Raw genomic sequence first — 18,603 nt, forward strand, 5'->3', positions numbered from 1 at the left:
TTATACTTGTGTTTAACTCATCAATTTTAACCACAAAACGAAATTGATTAGCTTCCAGTTGAAGTTACATTAGCAGTTTTCCAGAAACTTTCTTAAAATTGGGAATGTTATCAGAAAAATTTTTGTGCTTTTTTATTGCATCTAGCAATTAGCACACAGTTCTTTATATGTCAATGGCTAATGAATGTAAAATTTTATAACGTGACTTTACCATTGACCGACATATTAAAATCGTTTACAACTCCTCAGCAAAACAAATCTATGGAACTGCTGCATCAGCCAGAAGAAATTATCGCCCAACGTTATCGGATTGTGAATATCCTGGGACAAGGTGGAATGGGGATAACCTACGAAGCCGAAGATTTGCAAACCCAAGGTAGGGTAGCAATTAAAGCGCTGTCTCTTAACCGTGTAGGAGACTGGAAAGCCGTAGAACTTTTTGAAAGAGAAGCATTAGTTTTGTCTAATTTAAATCATCCTTGTTTGCCGAAATATTTAGATTATTTTCCGGTAGAAACGGCAAACAATCACAGCTTTTATTTAGTGCAAGAATTGGTAGAAGGGCGATCGCTTTATTCCTTAGTTGAGAGTGGATGGCACGCCACAGAAAGTGAAATTCGCCAATTAGCCAGCCAACTTTTAGATATTCTCACCTATTTACATGGATTAACACCACCAGTTATTCACCGAGATATTAAGCCACAAAATATTATTCGGAGTCAAGAAGGCGGGATATTTTTAGTAGATTTTGGTGCGGTAAAAACCACTTACCAAACTACCTTTAGTGGCGGAAGTACAGTAGTGGGAACTTATGGTTATATGGCACCGGAACAGTTTCGCGGACAAGGTTATCCCGCCACAGATTTATATGGTTTAGGGGCAACTTTGTTATTTTTAATTACGCATAAATCGCCTTCAGAATTCCCGACTCGCCAATTAAAAATTAACTTTCGTTCTCAAACAATAATTTCCCCAGAATTAGGTGATTGGTTAGAAAAATTGTTAGAACCAGCAGTAGAAGATCGATTTGGATCGGCTAAAGAAGCTTTAAGTGTATTATTGGGACAAGGAGTGCTTGTACCGAAACGTCATCGTCCGATCGGTAGTCGAATTGCTGTTACTAAAAATGAAAGAAAGTTAGTAGTAGAAATTCCGCGACTTGGTTGGGGATACTGGGATTTTCATAATTTTATTAGTGCCTTGATTTCGCTAATTGCCGCATATTTCCTGTTTTCATTTCACTATTTCACATTTATTAGCTTATTCTTCTGGATTTTTCCCTTGTTTTCGGTTATTATGTTGATGTTTGGGTTAAATAAACTGAAAGATACTATTTTTAAATTACTGGGGCGCACGCAATTGGAAATCGATCGCCAAAACTTTAAAATAAAATGGTCTTTTCTCGGCTTGTTCTATCAAATTCAAGGGAAAACTAAGCATATTGAAAAGGTAGAACTAAATACTTTTGTTCGTCCAGAAGATGAGTTGATTGCTAAGTGGAAAGACAAAAGTCCGCAAACAACCACAGCCTGTGCTTTAATTGAAGGAGTTCGGATTCATCGTTTTGGTAGTGGTTTAACTCCTTTGGAAAAAGAGTGGTTATTGCAGGAAGTTGCTACTTTTCTGAGAAAACCTTTACCGCCTTCGATTTTGCCAAGGTAAAGGAATGAAATTTTCTCGACATTATCTCATTTTAGCGATCGTCCTCATTGTAGGAACAAGTTTAAGATTTTGGGATTTAGAACTAAAACCATTATGGCTAGATGAAGTAATTACCGCTTTATTTAGCCTGGGAAAAACCTACGAAAATATTCCTTTAGATGTTTTGTTACCCTTAAAGAGTTTTCGGGAAATTTTCACATTAAATCCTGGTACTAATTGTCCAGCAATAGCGCAAAATATTATTAAATATTCTACCCATCCACCTGTGTTTTTTTGTTTAATGCACGCTTGGGTAGAGACGGCTTTAAATAGTCCAGTTAAACATAGTTTAGTGTGGGTTTTGCGATCGCTTCCGGCGTTGTTTGGTGTGGGTGCGATCGTATCCATATATTACCTCAATCGCATCGCTTTTAGCAAATCTGCGGGTTTAGTTGGTGCAGCTGTAATGGCGGTTTCTCCCTTCGCAGTTTACCTTTCCCAAGAAGCAAGACATTACACATTACCACTATTTTTGATTACCCTTTCATTAATCACGTTAATTCAAATTCAACAAGACATTTTTCAGCAAAAAAGACGGTTATTAGTTTGGTTAAATTGGGTAATAATTAACAGTATTGGTCTTTACGTTCACTACTTTTTTATTTTAGTCATCCTTGCGGAAATCGCCACAATTTTAGTATTACTTTATCAAGCCAAACCAAAAGCCAAGTATTTATTAATTTCTGCTAGTTTTTCTCTCTTACCTTTCCTACTTTTTTTGCCTTGGCTACCAATATTTTTAGGACATTCTAACCGTCCTGAAACTGACTGGATATCGCAACCACAACATATTATTCCTTTAGCTCAAACTTTGCTAGGTTGGCTATTAATGGTAATAATTTTGCCAGTAGAAAGTCAATCGCTTTGGGTTGCCATTCCACTGGGAATATTAATGTTAATTTTTGGGATTTGGTTAGGATGGCAAGTAGTTCAAGGAATCAAACAACTTTGGCGAAATCCACAGACACATTTAGCGACTTTAACATTAGGAAGCTTTACAATATTTGTGTTGTTAGAATTCTTCGTTATTATTTACATTTTAGGTAAAGATATTACGATTGCACCCCGTTATAATTTTGTATATTATCCGAGTTTTTGTGCATTATTAGCTGGTAGTTTAGTGGTGAGAGATGGGGAAAAAAAGCGATCGACCATAACTTACCTAATATTAGCCGGATTAATTAGTTCTATTTTCGTAGTCAACGGATTAGCCTTTGAAAAACCTTATAATCCGCAAAGAGTAGCAAAGAATATGCTGCAAGAACGATCGATTCCGGTAATGGTAGTAATGGCATATAAAGACACGCAAGATATAGCATTAGGACTAAGTTTTGCATTAGGAATCGACAAATTCCAGCCAAAACTTTGTCAAAATAACAGCGAAACTTGTCCAAAATTCGCCTTTTTATCAGCAACTTCCGCTTATAAAACAGTTTGGGAAAGTCTCACTAAATTACCCAAATCGTCAAAACTTCCCTTAAACTTATGGGTAGTTGCACCTGGATTAAAAAGAGACAACTACCCAGAAAAATTAGCCATTTCCTCACAAACTAACTGTACCAAAAATTCATCTGCTTATTACCGAATCGGCGTACCATATCAAAAGTACAAGTGTAATTAATAAATGCTGAATTATGTCTTGGAAAATGCGGAGGGAGTATAAATCAGCTTTTGAGGATATTTGAGAACTCAGACAAAAACAGACAACTTACATATACCATCTGCGTTCATCTGCGTTCATCTGCATTCATCTGCGTACTAAAAAAAGAACTCAGGCAAAAACAGATAACTTAACATATACTATCTGTGTTCATCTGCGTACTAAAGGAACATTTATCAGAAGTCTAAAGACAAAATAACAAATAACTACTCATCAATTTGCCAAACATCCTTAGTCAAATCCTCATCTAAAATGCGCTTAGGATTCAAAATAAGAATCAGCTTACCGAGTAAAGATTCTTCTGGCGACTCTTCAAACCATTGAAATTGTAAAACTTCCCCTTGTGCGAAAGCGAAATAACTGCTATCGTCCCATTCTCGTTGACTTCGATCGATCACCACCAAAACCTCTTCCTTGTAGCTAGAATCCTGATTAGGAAGCAAAGATCGATCGCACAAAAGCGCCACAGGATCTTCCGCCTTCAACAAAACTTGCCAACCGGGAACAGCCACCCAAGCACCTTGACCGGAAAATTGTACCATGCGGAAAGGGCCGATTTCCTCAACCAAAGGCACCGCTTTTAAATCCGCCACCGACAGAGGCATTTTCCCGACAATAGGTAACAAGCGAGGCATTTGTTCCTCGATTTCCAACCTGTAAAAAGGTAAAATCGGAGCCGGACGTTTGGGAGTAACGCTAAAATCAATTAGCAACTTTTCTACTTGTTGTCTCGCCGCATCAGTTTGAGCAAATCTTAAACCTTTAGCAATTAAACGCGATCGCTCTTGTAAATCCGACTGTTGACGTGCTAACCTCCAATAATGATAAGCTATCGCATCACCAGCATGATTGCTAAACCCAGTAGGCGGAACTCTTAAGCGGGAAAAATCCTTCATCGCCTTCGCTACTTCTTTGGCATCTTCAGAATTCAACCCATGAGCTAACATGAACGTAGCTGCTGCTGCTCTTTCCGGTTGGGTGAGGATGCGAAACTCGTACAAAGAGTCGCTTCCGGTTTTCTCGAAATGCGATCGCACCTCTTCCGACACACCTGCATTTACCATGCTAATGTATACTTGAGCCGCTACAATCACCTGATTTTGGTGAATTGGCTCAAAACCTGTTTCCTCAAAAATTTTTTGGGAACTTAAACCTGCTTTTTGCAGACTTTGGCAAGCTTGTCCCCACTCCACCCAAGAACCTTCCTTGCGGCGGAGACTCAGCAGTAAACCATCCACATCGACATCAGTTGGTTGGGAGTTAGGATTGGGAGTATTTGAAGAGAAATCAGTCATAATAACAAATGGTAAATGTAGGGGCGGGTTTTGTAGTTAATTCTTCTACTGTAATGAGATTATCTCCTAAACTCACCTCTAATTGCTAAAACTCCAGTTTACAACAGAGCAAGTTAATTAAAAATTCTGAATTCTCTGGAACGATCGCTTAGTTTAACTGCAAAAATTGTTACGATTCAGAGATATGCGATCGCGAATTTTACATTAACTGCCAAAATTAGATTCAAGTCTTATGGAAAATACCATTCCAGAACTAGAGAGCATAATTCGTCAACTTATGAGTTCAGAGAGACGTAAAAAAGCCAAAATGTTGGTTGTAGACGATGAACCAGATAATTTAGATTTGCTTTATCGTACCTTCCGACGAGATTTTCAAGTTCTCAAAGCAGAAAGCGGGATTCAGGCATTGGAGGTATTAGCAACTGAAGGCGAAGTCGCCGTTATTATCTCCGATCAAAGAATGCCAGAAATGAAAGGGACAGAATTCTTGAGTAAAACTGTACCGCAATTCCCCGACACTGTAAGAATTATTCTCACTGGATTTACTGATATAGAAGACTTAGTAGATGCCATCAATTCTGGACAGGTATATAAGTATATCACTAAACCTTGGGACCCCTTAGAACTCAAAGGAGTAGTGCAACGTGCTACTGAGACTTACGAATTACTAAAACAGCGAACTGAAGAATTGCGCCGTGCGAATGCACAAATGGCGTTGCTTTCTACTATAGTCCAAGTAGCCCAATCAGCGACCAAGGTAGAGGAATCTTTACAACCGATCGCTCAAGCTTTTGGGGAAAATTTTGCCGCAGATGGTTGTATTTTGCAACTAGTAGAAAACAATTCTTTAAATTCGGCTCAAGGTATTTACAGTGCGGATAGTCCGATCGACAATTGGTTAGCAGAAGATCCATTGGCGAAAGATGCGATCGCAAACAAGCAATTACAAGGATCGGTAAACGTCCCCGCAGATGCTAACTTGTCAGAAGTCAGTCATTACGCAGCATCTGGGATTCAAGCACATATTATAGTGCCGATTATTTACCGAGATCGAGTAATGGCAGTGTTATCCCTGCAATGGAAAAATCCTTGCCAATTGCGAGAAGATGAAATTAAACTAATTCATCTTTCTGCTCAACAAGTTGCACTAGTTCTCACCAGTACCAAAGCTGCTTAATGATGACCGATCGCGCCAGTGAAATTCAAACCATTTTTAACAATATTGCTCCAGTTTACGACAATCTCAACGATTGGTTAAGTCTGGGACAACATCGAGTTTGGAAACTGATGACAGTGAAATGGAGTCAAGCGAAAACTAGCGACACTTGTATAGACTTGTGTTGTGGAAGTGGCGATCTCAGTCAAATTTTAGCGCGTCAGGTGGGAAATACTGGTCAAGTGTTTGGCGTAGACTTTTCTGCGGGATTGTTAGCTATAGCCAAACAACGGGTGCAAAATCATTATCCACCATTGGCGATCGACTGGGTAGAAGCAGACGTTCTCCAACTTCCCTTTCCCGACAATTATTTTGACTGCGCCACAATGGGTTATGGATTGCGTAACGTTACTGACATTCCCGGTTGTCTGCGCGAATTGTACCGCATTCTCAAACCCGGAGCAACTGCCGCAATTCTCGACTTTCATCGTCCTTATAATCCCGTAATGCAAAACTTCCAGCAGTGGTATCTTAAAAATGTCGTAGTCACTGCTGCTGAACACTTCGGTTTAACAGAAGAATACGCTTATATTAGCCCTAGTTTAGACAAATTTCCCCAAGGTCAACAGCAAGTAAACCTAGCTCAACAAGCCGGATTTACCACTGCTACTCATTATCAGATAGCTGGTGGGACAATGGGTGTTTTACGAATTACAAAATAGAATAAAAGTAATAGGGTGTTGGCTAGTCAGTCAAAACTCAGAGTTTGCACCAACTACCAACTACCAACTACCAACTACCAATTACCACTAACTTGAATCTCTCTAATTTCTGGCTTTATATTAGTCCTCCCATTCTTGGTGCAATTATTGGCTATTTCACCAACGATATAGCCATTAAAATGCTGTTTCGTCCCTATAAAGCTAAGTATATAGGTAAACAAAGGCTACCTTTTACACCAGGGTTAATTCCTGCCAATCAGGAACGCTTGGCAAGGCGAGTTTCTGATACTATTATGGGGTCACTATTAACACCCGAAGAATTACAAAATTTGGCGCGTCGTCTGTTAGAAACGGAACGAGTTCAAGGAGTAATTCTCTGGCTGTTGCGGTTAGCCTTAGATCAATTGCAATCAGCAGATAAAGAAGATAAAACTGTTAAAGTAATTGCGGGAATCCTCCGCGATTTACTAGGTCAATCTTTACCCAGATTGTTAAAAGTTTTAGCGCGTCGGGAAGATTTTTTAGAACCCCAATTAAATCAAATATTTGACCAAATTTTATTAGAATTTCAACTCAGCGAACAACAAGCAAATCAATTAGCGGATTGGCTTTTACAAGTGGTTTTGCCTCCCGAAGTATTGCGGGTGGCGATAATTGATTTTTTGACCGATCGCAACATTCAACTAATGGATGAAAAGTTTCGTGGTGAAACTAGCGGAACCTATTGGGTAGTTGCCAATTTATTCGGTTTAAGAAACACTTTAAGTCGTTTACGAACTTATTGTCTTGATGAAAAAGAAGAAGCAAATCAGCGTTTATCTGAATTAACTCAATCTTTTGCAGTTAGACAGCGGTTGCAAGAATGGTTACAAAATATATCTTTGCAAAATCTCCCGATTTCTACAGTGCGTCAACTACGTAAAACTATGCGCGAAAGTATTCGCAGTTACGTGCAAGAACGTGGTGTAGAATTAATGGAAGGTTTAAGTGATTCCATAAACTGGGAAGGTACTACTCATATTATTTTAAATAGATTAAGGAATTCTCCAGTTGTTAATTCTTCTTTGACAGTTGTAAGTAAGGAATTAGCTTTAGTTTTAGAACGTTACTTAGAGCGAGATTTAGAAAATATTGTGGAACAAATTATTCCGATTTTAAATATTGACCAAGTAATTATTCAACGAGTGCAAGCAACTTCTCCGAAAGATTTAGAGTTAGCAATTCAAGGAATTGTGAGGAATGAATTGCAAGCGATCGTCAATTTAGGCGGAATTTTAGGTTTTATTGTTGGTTCGATTCAAACAGTAATTTTGTTTATTCAACAATAGTGTAAAATTCTGTACATCACTTAAAGTTTTGCAGGATTAAAGTTTACTATGCAGTCAGACGATCGACAAGAATTCATCAAAGAGTTTATCGAAAATGCCAAAGACCACCTTTATGTAATTGAAAAAGGGTTGCTAAATTTGCAAGTGGCGAAAGACGCGGAATCGCTAAATCAAATACTGCGTGCTGTCGCGTCACTCAAAGTTGGAGCAGAAGTGCTAAATATCAAAAGCATTGAAAAAACCGCCTATAAGTTAGGAAAATATCTGGAAATCGTCAGAGATCGTCCGGTCAAATTTGACCAACAATTAGAATCATTATTTATGCAAATTTTTGATGCTTTATATTTGTTGGTAAACGAACTAGATTCAACATTTGGACTGAGGGAAGAAGTTTCTAATCAAATTGTTTTAAAAATTGAACTTGTTTTTGAATCTATTAAGCAACAGCTAAAACTATTAATCAATCCTCATGTACCTTTTATAGAAATAGCCCAAATCTTTCCTCTATATAGTGCAGTAAAAGAAGCTGCTGCTGAGTATGGTAAGCAAGCAGAAGTTACAATTGAGGGGGGAGAAAACCTAATTTCTGAATATTTTCTGAAACATTTCCGCAGGTTACTGACTCATTTAATTAATAATGCTATTGCTCATGGAATAGAATTACCAGAAGTACGGCAAGCAGCAGGTAAATCTCCAGTGGGTCAAATTAAGATTCGTATTTTTTACCAAGGTAATCAGACGGCGATCGCATTTTCTGATGATGGCGCTGGAATTGATATCGATCGAGTGAAAACCAAAGCAATTGAAAAGGGTTTAATTACAATTTCTCAATCTCAAACTATTTCTCAAGCAGATCTGTACGAACTCCTCTACCATCCAGATTTTACTACCAAAAATGAGCGAGATTTAAGGGCTGGCTTAGGATTTGGGATGGACATAATTCGTACAGAATTGAATAAAGTAGGAGGGTTGATTACTACTAATTCCACGCCCGGAAGAGGAACTACTTTTACTATTATTTATCCGTGAATAAAAGTTATCTATCTATAATTACTGAGGTTGTTAATTCTAGCTGTAGCGATCGCCACTAAATATCATTTCGTTTTTATCACCTCAATAAATAACTCCAGGCAAACACCAGCAAATAGGAATAGACAAATAGACAGATAAAATATTTGAACTGGAACTACTAAGATCTTAATTAGGTATTAACTATCAACAGGTGCAGTTATGAAATACCAATGGTTAATTTTAGTATTAGTAGCGATTAGTGGTTTGAGTGCCGCAAATGTCAAGGCTCAAACAAGCAACTCATCAAATCGACAATATGGTTCTGGAAATTGGCTTAATTATCCATACGGAACCCGTGTTTATGGAAATGGAATGATTTCTACGCCTAACTCTGGAGTTATTTCTCCTAATGTTGCAGTTCCTCGTTCAGATGGCTCTACAACTTACTACTATCCTAATGGCACTCAAATCACTATTGATAGAAACAACAACAACATTAACCCAGCGGGAACGCCGCTTTATCCTGGAGTGAATGGCGGGATAAGAGATAATAGGCTCACCAATCCCAACAATTCGCCACAGAATCAACTTAATCAATAGTTTTGACAAACCACAATCGCTGGGAAATTAATTGAATGAAAACCAAGCCTTTCTGTACCTTGCTAAATTGCCAGCAAGGTATTTTTGCAACAAAAAGCTATTTTTAGACGAATAATGTGTAAATATTAAGATAAACATTATTGAAACCATGAAACTTGCTTTTCGGATTGCAATTGTTGTCATCAAAGAATGGATTTTATTCCACTTGATTTCTCCAGCTTTGTCTGTGCTTCCCCAAGAAAAACTTGCCAAACTGAGCGATCGATTAACTGATTGGGCACAATTAAAATATTATCACCAAGCTAACGCCTTACTTTCGCCTGCAAAAAATAATGAAAATCGAATCGTATTTTTTGGGGATTCGATTACTGAATTTTGGGATTTAGGTAACTATTTTCCTGACAAACCTTATATTAATCGTGGGATTGCTGGACAAACTACGCCGCAAATGCTAGTTCGTTTTCGTGCTGATGTGATTAGTCTGAAACCAAAAGTGGTAATAATTTTAGCTGGAATAAATGATATTGCGGGTAACACAGGTTTGGTTACATTGTCGATGATTGAGGATAATTATGCTTCAATGGCAGAACTCGCTCAAGCTAACCAAATTCAAGTTATCTTTGCTTCTGTTCTACCCATTCACGATTATGGCTCGATCGCGCGATCGCAAAACCATCTACCTACTAAAATCCGCACTCTCAACGATTGGTTACAGCGTTACTGTCTGGAGCATAATCACATTTATCTCAACTATTACAGCCAAATGCTAGATCCGCAGGAAATGTTAAAAGCAGAGTTAGCAGATGATGGATTACATCCTAACTCTAAAGGGTATCAAATAATGACTGCACTGGCGGAAACTGCAATTGAAAAAGCACTGCAACCGCTCTCTTATAATCAGGTGCAGTCGCAGTCTGTCTAACTCAAGGAGAATGCAGTTTTATTGACGATATTGGGTGGGGTTGAAGTTTCCCAGAAACGGTGTGTCGCACAGCTTCCACAAATTGACTGACTCGAATGGGATCGACAGCTTGTTCGCGTTTTCCGTGACGTTTTAGAGAACTGGAAACTATTACGCCATCGGCGGCTTGCATCAAAGTAGAAATATTTTCCCAACTCGCACCACTACCGATAAATACTGGTGTGTCGCTGGCTGCGGCTTTAGCTAACTCTAAGTCTTCCAAACTGGGAGGACTACCCGTAGCCCAACCAGATAAAATTACTGCATCAGCTAAACCTCGTTCGATCGTATCTTGTACTGCTGTAGTGAGATTGGGCGAACCTAAAGGTCTGGCGTGTTTAACTAATACATCTGCCAAAATTTTGATATCGCTGCCTAATTCTCGGCGATATCTTAGTAGTTGATGCGCTTGTCCTTCGATTAATCCTTGATCGGTAGCCATTACGCCTGTAAGGACGTTGACGCGGATGAACTGAGCTTTGACGCAACTGGCGATCGCCAGCGCACTATGAGCATCATTCCGCAAAACGTTGATTCCCACTGGTAATGTCACCAAGTTCATCACGCGATCGACAACTAAAGTCATGGCGCTGACTACCGCTGGATCTACTTGGCTGTTGGTGAAAGGCGCATCGAAGAAATTTTCCACCATAATCCCATCGACACCGCCAGATGCCAAGGCTGTGGCTTCTTGTTCGGCGCGATCGATCACTGCTTTTAAATTGCCTCCCCAGCGGGGGGAAGTGGGTAGTGGCAATAGATGAACTACTCCAATAATCGGATTTGGTGTCCTAAAAATTTGCTTCAAGTCCACGTTATTTTTGCTTTTTTCGGACTCGTTAATGCGTCCTGGTAGTTGGTCACTAGTCAATAAATTTTATCTGACTACTGACTCTTGATTTATCTAACCTATTTTACCAGGCTTGTGGTAATCCTATTTTTTCAGGAAAGGCTTAAAGCGATCGATCCCGGCAAGCCATTCAACCGAACGATGGCAGCCTTCGGAGAAAGAAACAATAGGTTCATAGCCCAATAGTTTCTCTGCCTTAGTAAAGGGTAATTTATAATCAGACTGTTGTAGGATTGACATCATCTCTGTCACCACTGGTTCTCCCTTGGGAATCACGGCTGGGACTACTGGGGCTGGCTCTGGTGCTGGTGCTGGCTGCGCTGATTTAGGTTTTGACCGCTTCAACTTTTGTTTAAAATCCTCTGGGATCGCGGCTAAAGTTTTTTGCACAAATACTGATTCGCGGATCGAACCGATCAATTGCTTTTTCCGACTATGGGTGAATTGTGGAACTGGAGGTGATGGCAGCTGAGTTGGATCGACCCCAAAAACTTCGGCAAAGGGACGGTAAAAATCTAACCAAGTTACCCGTTCGCGATCGCCTGCGAAAAATGCCTCCCCATCTGCCTCTTTTGCCGTCATAGCTAACCGCATTGCATGAATTAGGTTATCAATATAGACGCTATTGCAGATCCCTTTACCTTCATTAATCAAATAAGCCCTACCCTGAATTAGCTGATCGGCTAATTCTGTCACCCAACGCGATCGAGGCCCAAACACGATCCCCGGTCGAAAAATCACCACCTCAACCGATCCGGTTTGGTGCAATCGTAATAGCGTGCGTTCTGCATCGATTTTGGCAATATGCGTGGGAAAGTTAGGTTGATTTGTAATTGGTGGAGTAATTTCAGTTGTCCCAGGTGCGGGAGCCGAGGTATGGACGATCATCGAACTGAGATAAATAATCCGGCGCACTCCGACTTTTTCGGCTGCTTTGTAAGTGGGTTCAACAGTACCCCTAATCAGCCCTGGGGTGCCGAGAATCGACTGAATAATCACGTCGCATCCTTTAAAGGCGGATTCTAAGGATGATTGGCTAAAGGAATTAGCAATCCGGCAATCTAATTTATGGTGGGCTAGTTTTTCTACGCTACTTTGAGAGTGTACGATCGGGCGAACTTCTGAAGTTCCTTCGACATTGAGCATTTCCACTGCTCGATTGCCAACAAATCCACTGGCTCCAACTATTCCAATTCGCATTATCTTCCTGCACTTTGTAACTTATGACTCAACATTAATTCATTAAAAAAGGGAACAGGGAAGAAGAGGTGGGGAGAGTTAGAGAGTTTTGAGTTTTGAGTTTTGAGTTTTGAGTTTTGAGTTAAACTTCCCCATCCCCCCATCCCCCCATCCCCCTATCCCCCCATCTCCCCATCTCCCCATCTCCCCATCTCCCCATCTCCCCATCTCCCCATCTCCCCATCTCCCCATCTCCTCAATAGGTTGTCATTGCTGGGAGCGTCAGACTCGGCAGCGAATGCAACTGTACTACTTGCCCAGTTGTTGCACTTTGATATGCTGCATCTACTATTTTCATGTTGACTAAACCTTCTGCTCCTCCTGGATTCGGTGTGCGGTTGGTTTGAATGCACTCAAAAAAGTGTGCCATTTGGCGATCGTACATCGATTGCGGATAGTGGTCTTGACGGGGAAACTTAAATCCAGATTCAATTTCCACTACTTCGCTTCTCCTCAGTTTGAGCTTGGATCTCAGGCGTGACGGTAACAATTTAACCAGATTGTTTTCTGGGTTCAGGTTAGGCAGCAACAACCGAGTGGGAAAAAGTTGACCAAATCCTCTTGTGCCATAGAGTTGGGTGCTGGATTGTGGGCCATCGCTATATGGTTGTCGCCAGCCTGATTCGATGTAGGAAGTCGTACCATTATCCCAATTAACGATGATGATTCCGGTATCGTCTACCTCGGAGTCTTGATAATACGTACCCATACGAGCAAATACACTGATGGGTTGGGGATCTCCGAGCAAGAAGCGTGCTGTGTCGATCGCATGAATCCCGATATCTGCGATCGCGCCGCCTCCAGAAAGCGCCTTCTGGGTAAACCAACCTCCGGGTCCCCAGTGAGTATGTATGCCATATCCTTTGGTACGGATGATTCTGCCTAATTTACTGGTGCGCTTTTTCAGCCATTGTGTTTCTTCATCGAAGCGCCAACAGTGTCCCACCATTAGCACTACGTTAGTTCTTAAGCTTGCTTCCAAGACCTGCTCGGCTTCGATCGCATTGAGCGCCATCGGCTTTTCCACCAACACTGGTACTTTGGCGTTGAGTGCGGCGATCGCTTGCGGTGCGTGCAGGAAGTTCGGTGTCCCAATAATCAACGCATCGAACTTCGCATTAGTCAGTGCTTCTTCTATAGTGGTGTACTGATTGGCGATCGAAAACTTTTGCGCGAATCTACCAGCTGGCTCGGCAAACTTCTCAATTACAGCTACTATCTGACCTCCCTGCGCTTGGACGGCTCTGGCGTGAACTTCAGCAATGTGACCCGCACCAGCAATGGCTACTTTCAATGTCATCTGTTTGTCCTCAAAATCTAAAACATTAAATCTACAGCCCGTTTTTTCCTAGAGATTCCAGCATCAGTTTCAATTCCCGATTAGCTTCTATGACTCATCGCTCAAAGTCTCCAGAGTGAAGAGGCTAACTCCAAGTAAACTGAATCTGTGGATAACTATAATGTCATGTATCGATTATTTTCTATCATAGGGTGAGGAGGGATTGAAAGCCCTGTTCAGAGATCTTTACAGAAGCTTTAAATTAATAGCTAAATAATCAATATTCTTAAAGATATTGTCTACTTTAAAAGCGGAAGATACCTATTTTCTTTAGAAAAAATTCAGACTTTTAGGCTTAGTTATTTGTCAGCAATATCTGAGCAGTTAAATAATTAATATTCTCAATAATATGTTCTACTTCTGAACCGGAATCTGTTGCCAGGATAGACAGAATTTGCTGTAGTTGTTCTCGAAAATCATTTTCATTAATTGCGTTTTTACCGAGTCGCTTTTTCAAGGCTGAAATTATAGTTGATGTAGCTGTTTCCTCTGGCTGTTGCGATCGATGATGTTTTTGCAGTTTATAGGTTTTGAGAATCTTGATACCTTGAATAGTTTTGTTTTGTTCTATTTGGTTAATTTCGTCGATAATTTCCGCAATTAAACGCTTATTAACATATTCCATAACTACTCGCTGAGTGGTTAAGCCATTGCTTGTCGTTTCGATTAATGAGCGTCGTAATAAAGATTCTATGGCGTTTTGTAATTCGTCCGGTGATTCGCTTAACCAAGTATGTTCTAATAGCCAAGAAATTGCGATCGGTTCATCTTCAATTGCCAGTTGATAAATTATCGCTAACTCCAAGGGCCATAATCGAGCGAACTGTTCCTCTAGAAATATTTCAAAATCAAGGGTTAATAAGGATAAACCTTGTTTAAAAAATGCTTCTACGTTACCCTGAAGTAGGTCTTTAATTCGAGTAGCTATCATCTTCAGAGCTAAAGGATTTCCTTGATAATACTTGATTAATTGATTCCAGTACTTTTCGCCAGATAAGCCTTTTTCTTGTAAAATTTCCTTAGCGGCTTCTAGTTGCAATCCCTCTAAAGTTAAATCTCTAACTAAACCAGTTTCCCCAGAAAGTAAGGCAATTTCTCTGGGTTTATCTCGACTAGTAATCAATAAACAGCTTTCATGTCGTTCCGTGCCGATTCTTTGAAAAAGTTTGCTATAATTTTGATATTCTTCGTGATAAAATCCGGCAAATTCTTTGGTTTTTAAGATAAATTCTAAACTATCTAAAATAATTAAACAACGGGATTTTTTTAAATATTCCAGTAGTTGCGAAATAATTTCATCTTCATCGTTAGGTAGATCTACTTTTGGTTGTCCAGATAAGAATTGAATCAGTGAAGTAATCAGTTCTTTGAGCGATCGCGGTTTGCGTAGCGATCGCCAAATTAGATACTCGAACTCGTTCTGTATTTCTTGCGCTAACTTCGCAGCAACCGCTGTTTTGCCAATTCCTCCTATCCCGGAAATTGCCACTAAGCGACAGCAATTATCAATAATCCATTTTTTCAAGGTAGCGAGTTCGGTTTGACGACCATAAAAAACTGATACATCTGGTGCGTTTCCCCAATCTTGAGTAATTTGTGAATTTTGTGAACTCGGGAGTTGCTTGCTAACAGGAGAGAGTTTATCCCAGCTAGGGACAATGCTTTGACTGACCAACTCTGGTTTGTGTTCGGCAAACAGAGCAATTAAATCTTCGCGACGATTGCGTTTAATGCTGTCAATTTCACGGGGAATTTCAAAGCGATCGCATAACATTTGGATATGCTTGCGAATTGTCGGCAGTTTTGCATCTATAGTTGTAGCAATCTCTTCATCGCTTTTCCCTTCCAGCAGCAGCATGAGTACGCTTCTGGGTTTGGCAGTCAAACTCTGCCACTTTTCCGTGAATTCATCAGAACGCATATTTTTGTGATTTCATACCCAATAAAAATATTATATCGGAGAAGGTCAGAAAGCAAGGAGAAAGCCAAAACTAGCATTTCTTCTCTGTTACCTTTAACTTCTTCATACAAAATTCACAAATTTCATGTTGACAGTACAAAAATCCTGGTTTATTGTGAAATTAATGAAATTAATGAAATCTGAATCTACCAAAACAGAGGAGCAAAACTGTGAAATCTTTATCAGGCCAACATACGGAGTTTCGTCAAAAGCTAAAAAGCCTAGATTTAGGGCCAATTGCTTATAAGTTAATGCACCGGGATGAGGGTTTAGGGTGGACGAAGGTAAGGACTAAGCAAGCGATCGCTCGTTACTTAATGTTTCTGATTTTGATTTATCTTTATCCCAATCAACCAATAGTTCCGACAGCAGAAATTGACCAAGTTTGGCATCAGCATATTTTAGATACTGATAAGTATGCTGCTGATTGTCAAATGTTGTTCGGGGAGTTTATTCATCATTTCCCTTACTATGGTTTGCGGGGGAAAGGCGATCGGCAAAATTGGCAGCAAGATTTTGCTCGAACCAAACTACTTTTTCAAAAACATTTTGCTACTGATATTGATGAATTAAACAAGAATATAGCTAGTGGAAAAGCTTGTACTTTGCAAGGTCGCGCTACGGGAAAACCTTCTGGTTGCGTTTTACGTAGAGGTAATTCTAGGCAACAACGCCCTCATGTTAACTTCTCTTTCGATGAGGTAGTTTAGGCTATATCTGTAGAGACGTTTCATGAAACGTCTCTACAATATTTATTGCTCAATTCTGCCTGTTTCTTAGCCCCTGTTAATAAGGGGGGTTGGGGGGATCTAAACCTAGTAATCACAGCCTGAGATCCCCCCTAACCCCCCTTACTCAAGGGGGGAACTCCGAAAGAATTAATCACTATCAACTTGAGTGATTAATTGTTTGCCACAATTCCTGCATTTCTTCGACTTCTGGTTTCATCCCCAAATTATCGAAACCTTTTAAGGCTAATTCTGTCCATTCACGAGCTTTTTGTAAGTTTCCACACAGTTGTTCTAGTTTAGCTAAAGAACTGTAATAGCAAGCGGTACAACGTTGATCTTTGTAGCGTTGAGATATGGGAAGACCTTCTTCTAATAGTTTTCGGGCTGCTGTTAAGTCTCCTAAAGCAATTTCTACATCAGCTAACCAATGTTGGGTGTAAATAATCGATCGCAACCACCAAACTGATTCAGCTAAAGAAAGCGCTTGTTGATAAAGAGATTTAGCTTCTAGGTAATTCCCAGTTTTGTAACAAATTTCTGCTTGGTAATAGAAGATATGAATCCAAAAGTTAGGATATTTTTTCTCGGCTGATTCTGCTTGTTCTAAAAGTTTCTTTTGCTGTTCTAACCATCCTTGTGCTTCGGCAAATCTCCGTTGCCGAATTCGCAATACAGCAATACTAATTCCCAAGTCAAAAGTTAGAGGAAAATTTAAACTTGAATTTCCTTTATTTGGCTGAGTCTTTCCCACTAATTCCCAGGCTTTAGTTAACAGTAAATCAGCTTCTTGTAACTGTTGGGGTTGACCCATGAAACATAGGGTTTTACTGCGTTCTAACATGGCTTCAGCGACGGCTAACCAATCGCATCTTTGTTCGGTTTCTTGAATTAGCCAATTACTCCAAGTTAAGCGATCGTCCCAATAACCACGCACATGAATAAACCCTTTAATATGAGGCCAGATTTCCCGAAAATCTGAATATCTGTTGTGGACAATGCACCATTCCAAAACAGCTTGCAAATTTTCCCATTCTGCCTCTAAATTTCCATTTTCAATGTGCCATTCTTTCCAATCCCGACTGCATTCTTGAGCAAATTTTTGATACCAATCAATCCAACGTTCTCTAGCTTCTTTCTCAAATTCAGGATAGGCGGCAATTTGGGCGATCGCATATCTCCGAGTCAGGGGAATCATATCATAACGCCCTTCTCTTTGACTAACTAAAGATAACTGTTGTAATCTTGCTAAACCGTCAGCTGTGGCAATAGGATCGGCGTTAGATAAAGCGACAAAAGCGATCGCTTCTCTAGTAGCAGCTTGGGAAAACATCGCTAATGCCATTAATACAAAATGAGCAGGTTCTCCAATTAAGGGAGTCACTGAATTTTGGAAACAAAAATGAGCCACGTCGCCTGTAGCTTGGGTAATTTTTGCGCTGACATCTTTCAAGATATAACCAGCAGCTAATTGACCAATTGCATAAACAATAACTGCTGGAATACCGCTAGTTACTTGGTAAAGTTCTTTAGCTTCTTCTGAGGAAAAAATTACTCCTTTTTCTAAACTTTGATTTTCGATTAATTGCAAGCTATCTGTTTCTGGTAAGGAATTTAATCGAATGGGTACAAACAAAGCGCGATCGCGAGTGGTAATTACGATTTTAACTGTAGCTGGTAAGTCGTACAAAAATGCCAATACATTATCTCGATCTTCAATAGTTTCTAAGTTGTCAACTATGAGTAAAGTGCGCTGTCGTGACAAACATTCTCTAGTGCATTCTAGTTGGTCTTTTGCATCAGTATGGGTGATATCGCGTCGTTCTAAAGTATTTGCGATCGCCCGACAAATATCCCGTAATTGACTATCCCTTTTTAATCGTTGCAAAGGGCCAGCAGAAGTTAAATAATTCTGTTTGGCAGAGGTGAAAATAATCGCCTCAAAAGTTGGAAAATTTGCGGCATTATCTTCTCTATTAGTAGCAGTTAAACATCGATAAGCTGCTTCTAAAACTAAAGTGGTTTTACCCACACCTCCAATCCCATCCACACT

Annotated in this window: 15 protein-coding genes; 9 read left to right on the forward strand and 6 right to left on the reverse strand. The window is 39.9% G+C overall.

Going from position 1 to position 18,603, the window contains the following annotated elements; all coding sequences use genetic code 11:
• The first annotated feature begins 261 nt into the window (after positions 1-261).
• Both ACE1CA_RS00175 and ACE1CA_RS00180 read left to right on the forward strand, forming a co-directional pair.
• Positions 262-1,662: a serine/threonine protein kinase gene (locus ACE1CA_RS00175; RefSeq protein WP_413279991.1), complete on the forward strand. Its 1,401-nt coding sequence runs from the start codon at positions 262-264 to the stop codon at positions 1,660-1,662.
• Between the two features lie 4 nt (positions 1,663-1,666).
• Entirely contained in the window at positions 1,667-3,322 is a 1,656-nt protein-coding gene (locus ACE1CA_RS00180) for a glycosyltransferase family 39 protein (RefSeq protein ID WP_413279992.1), read from the forward strand.
• A gap of 245 nt (positions 3,323-3,567) precedes the next feature.
• Here ACE1CA_RS00180 and ACE1CA_RS00185 read toward each other — a convergent pair whose 3' ends face one another.
• Positions 3,568-4,656, reverse strand: a complete 1,089-nt coding sequence (locus tag ACE1CA_RS00185) for a RuBisCO accumulation factor 1 (protein WP_413279993.1) — start codon at positions 4,654-4,656, stop codon at positions 3,568-3,570.
• 232 nt (positions 4,657-4,888) lie between these two features.
• Here ACE1CA_RS00185 and ACE1CA_RS00190 point away from each other — a divergent pair, with 232 nt between their 5' ends.
• The 6 genes from ACE1CA_RS00190 to ACE1CA_RS00215 all read left to right on the forward strand — a co-directional run bounded on the left by ACE1CA_RS00190 (position 4,889) and on the right by ACE1CA_RS00215 (position 10,395).
• Positions 4,889-5,833: a response regulator gene (locus ACE1CA_RS00190; protein ID WP_413279994.1), complete on the forward strand. Its 945-nt coding sequence runs from the start codon at positions 4,889-4,891 to the stop codon at positions 5,831-5,833.
• A 2-nt stretch (positions 5,834-5,835) separates the two neighbouring features.
• Entirely contained in the window at positions 5,836-6,534 is a 699-nt protein-coding gene (ubiE, locus tag ACE1CA_RS00195; protein ID WP_413280069.1) for a bifunctional demethylmenaquinone methyltransferase/2-methoxy-6-polyprenyl-1,4-benzoquinol methylase UbiE, read from the forward strand.
• A gap of 92 nt (positions 6,535-6,626) precedes the next feature.
• Positions 6,627-7,862 carry a DUF445 domain-containing protein gene (locus ACE1CA_RS00200; RefSeq protein WP_413280070.1) on the forward strand — a complete coding sequence of 412 codons (1,236 nt, stop codon included), beginning with the start codon at positions 6,627-6,629 and terminating at the stop codon, positions 7,860-7,862.
• Between the two features lie 48 nt (positions 7,863-7,910).
• Positions 7,911-8,891 (forward strand): ATP-binding protein, encoded by a 981-nt coding sequence (locus tag ACE1CA_RS00205; RefSeq protein ID WP_413279995.1) that lies wholly within the window; start codon positions 7,911-7,913, stop codon positions 8,889-8,891.
• Between the two features lie 201 nt (positions 8,892-9,092).
• Positions 9,093-9,473: a hypothetical protein gene (locus ACE1CA_RS00210; RefSeq protein WP_413279996.1), complete on the forward strand. Its 381-nt coding sequence runs from the start codon at positions 9,093-9,095 to the stop codon at positions 9,471-9,473.
• 148 nt (positions 9,474-9,621) lie between these two features.
• A complete protein-coding gene (locus ACE1CA_RS00215; protein WP_413279997.1) occupies positions 9,622-10,395 on the forward strand; it encodes an SGNH/GDSL hydrolase family protein in 774 nt (257 codons plus the stop codon).
• Between the two features lies 1 nt (position 10,396).
• Here the strand turns inward: ACE1CA_RS00215 and btpA are convergent, their stop codons facing one another.
• The 4 genes from btpA to ACE1CA_RS00235 form a co-directional block, all read right to left on the reverse strand.
• Positions 10,397-11,248 carry a photosystem I biogenesis protein BtpA gene (gene btpA / locus ACE1CA_RS00220; RefSeq protein ID WP_413280071.1) on the reverse strand — a complete coding sequence of 284 codons (852 nt, stop codon included), beginning with the start codon at positions 11,246-11,248 and terminating at the stop codon, positions 10,397-10,399.
• Between the two features lie 120 nt (positions 11,249-11,368).
• Entirely contained in the window at positions 11,369-12,484 is a 1,116-nt protein-coding gene (locus tag ACE1CA_RS00225; protein WP_413279998.1) for an NAD-dependent epimerase/dehydratase family protein, read from the reverse strand.
• Between the two features lie 235 nt (positions 12,485-12,719).
• Positions 12,720-13,823, reverse strand: a complete 1,104-nt coding sequence (locus ACE1CA_RS00230; protein ID WP_413276927.1) for a Gfo/Idh/MocA family protein — start codon at positions 13,821-13,823, stop codon at positions 12,720-12,722.
• Between the two features lie 334 nt (positions 13,824-14,157).
• Positions 14,158-15,783 carry an NB-ARC domain-containing protein gene (locus ACE1CA_RS00235; protein ID WP_413276928.1) on the reverse strand — a complete coding sequence of 542 codons (1,626 nt, stop codon included), beginning with the start codon at positions 15,781-15,783 and terminating at the stop codon, positions 14,158-14,160.
• A 209-nt stretch (positions 15,784-15,992) separates the two neighbouring features.
• On the opposite strand from ACE1CA_RS00235, the gene ACE1CA_RS00240 reads away from it, so the two are divergent.
• A complete protein-coding gene (locus tag ACE1CA_RS00240; protein ID WP_413276929.1) occupies positions 15,993-16,532 on the forward strand; it encodes a glycine-rich domain-containing protein in 540 nt (179 codons plus the stop codon).
• 178 nt (positions 16,533-16,710) lie between these two features.
• Here ACE1CA_RS00240 and ACE1CA_RS00245 read toward each other — a convergent pair whose 3' ends face one another.
• The gene (locus ACE1CA_RS00245) at positions 16,711-18,582 is read right to left on the reverse strand and encodes a tetratricopeptide repeat protein (RefSeq protein ID WP_486517596.1); all 1,872 of its coding nucleotides are present in this window, start codon (positions 18,580-18,582) and stop codon (positions 16,711-16,713) included.
• Between the last annotated feature and the right edge of the window lie 21 nt (positions 18,583-18,603).

The sequence above is a fragment of the Floridaenema evergladense BLCC-F167 genome, assembly GCF_041929205.2.
GTDB classification, from domain to species: domain Bacteria; phylum Cyanobacteriota; class Cyanobacteriia; order Cyanobacteriales; family Aerosakkonemataceae; genus Floridanema; species Floridanema evergladense.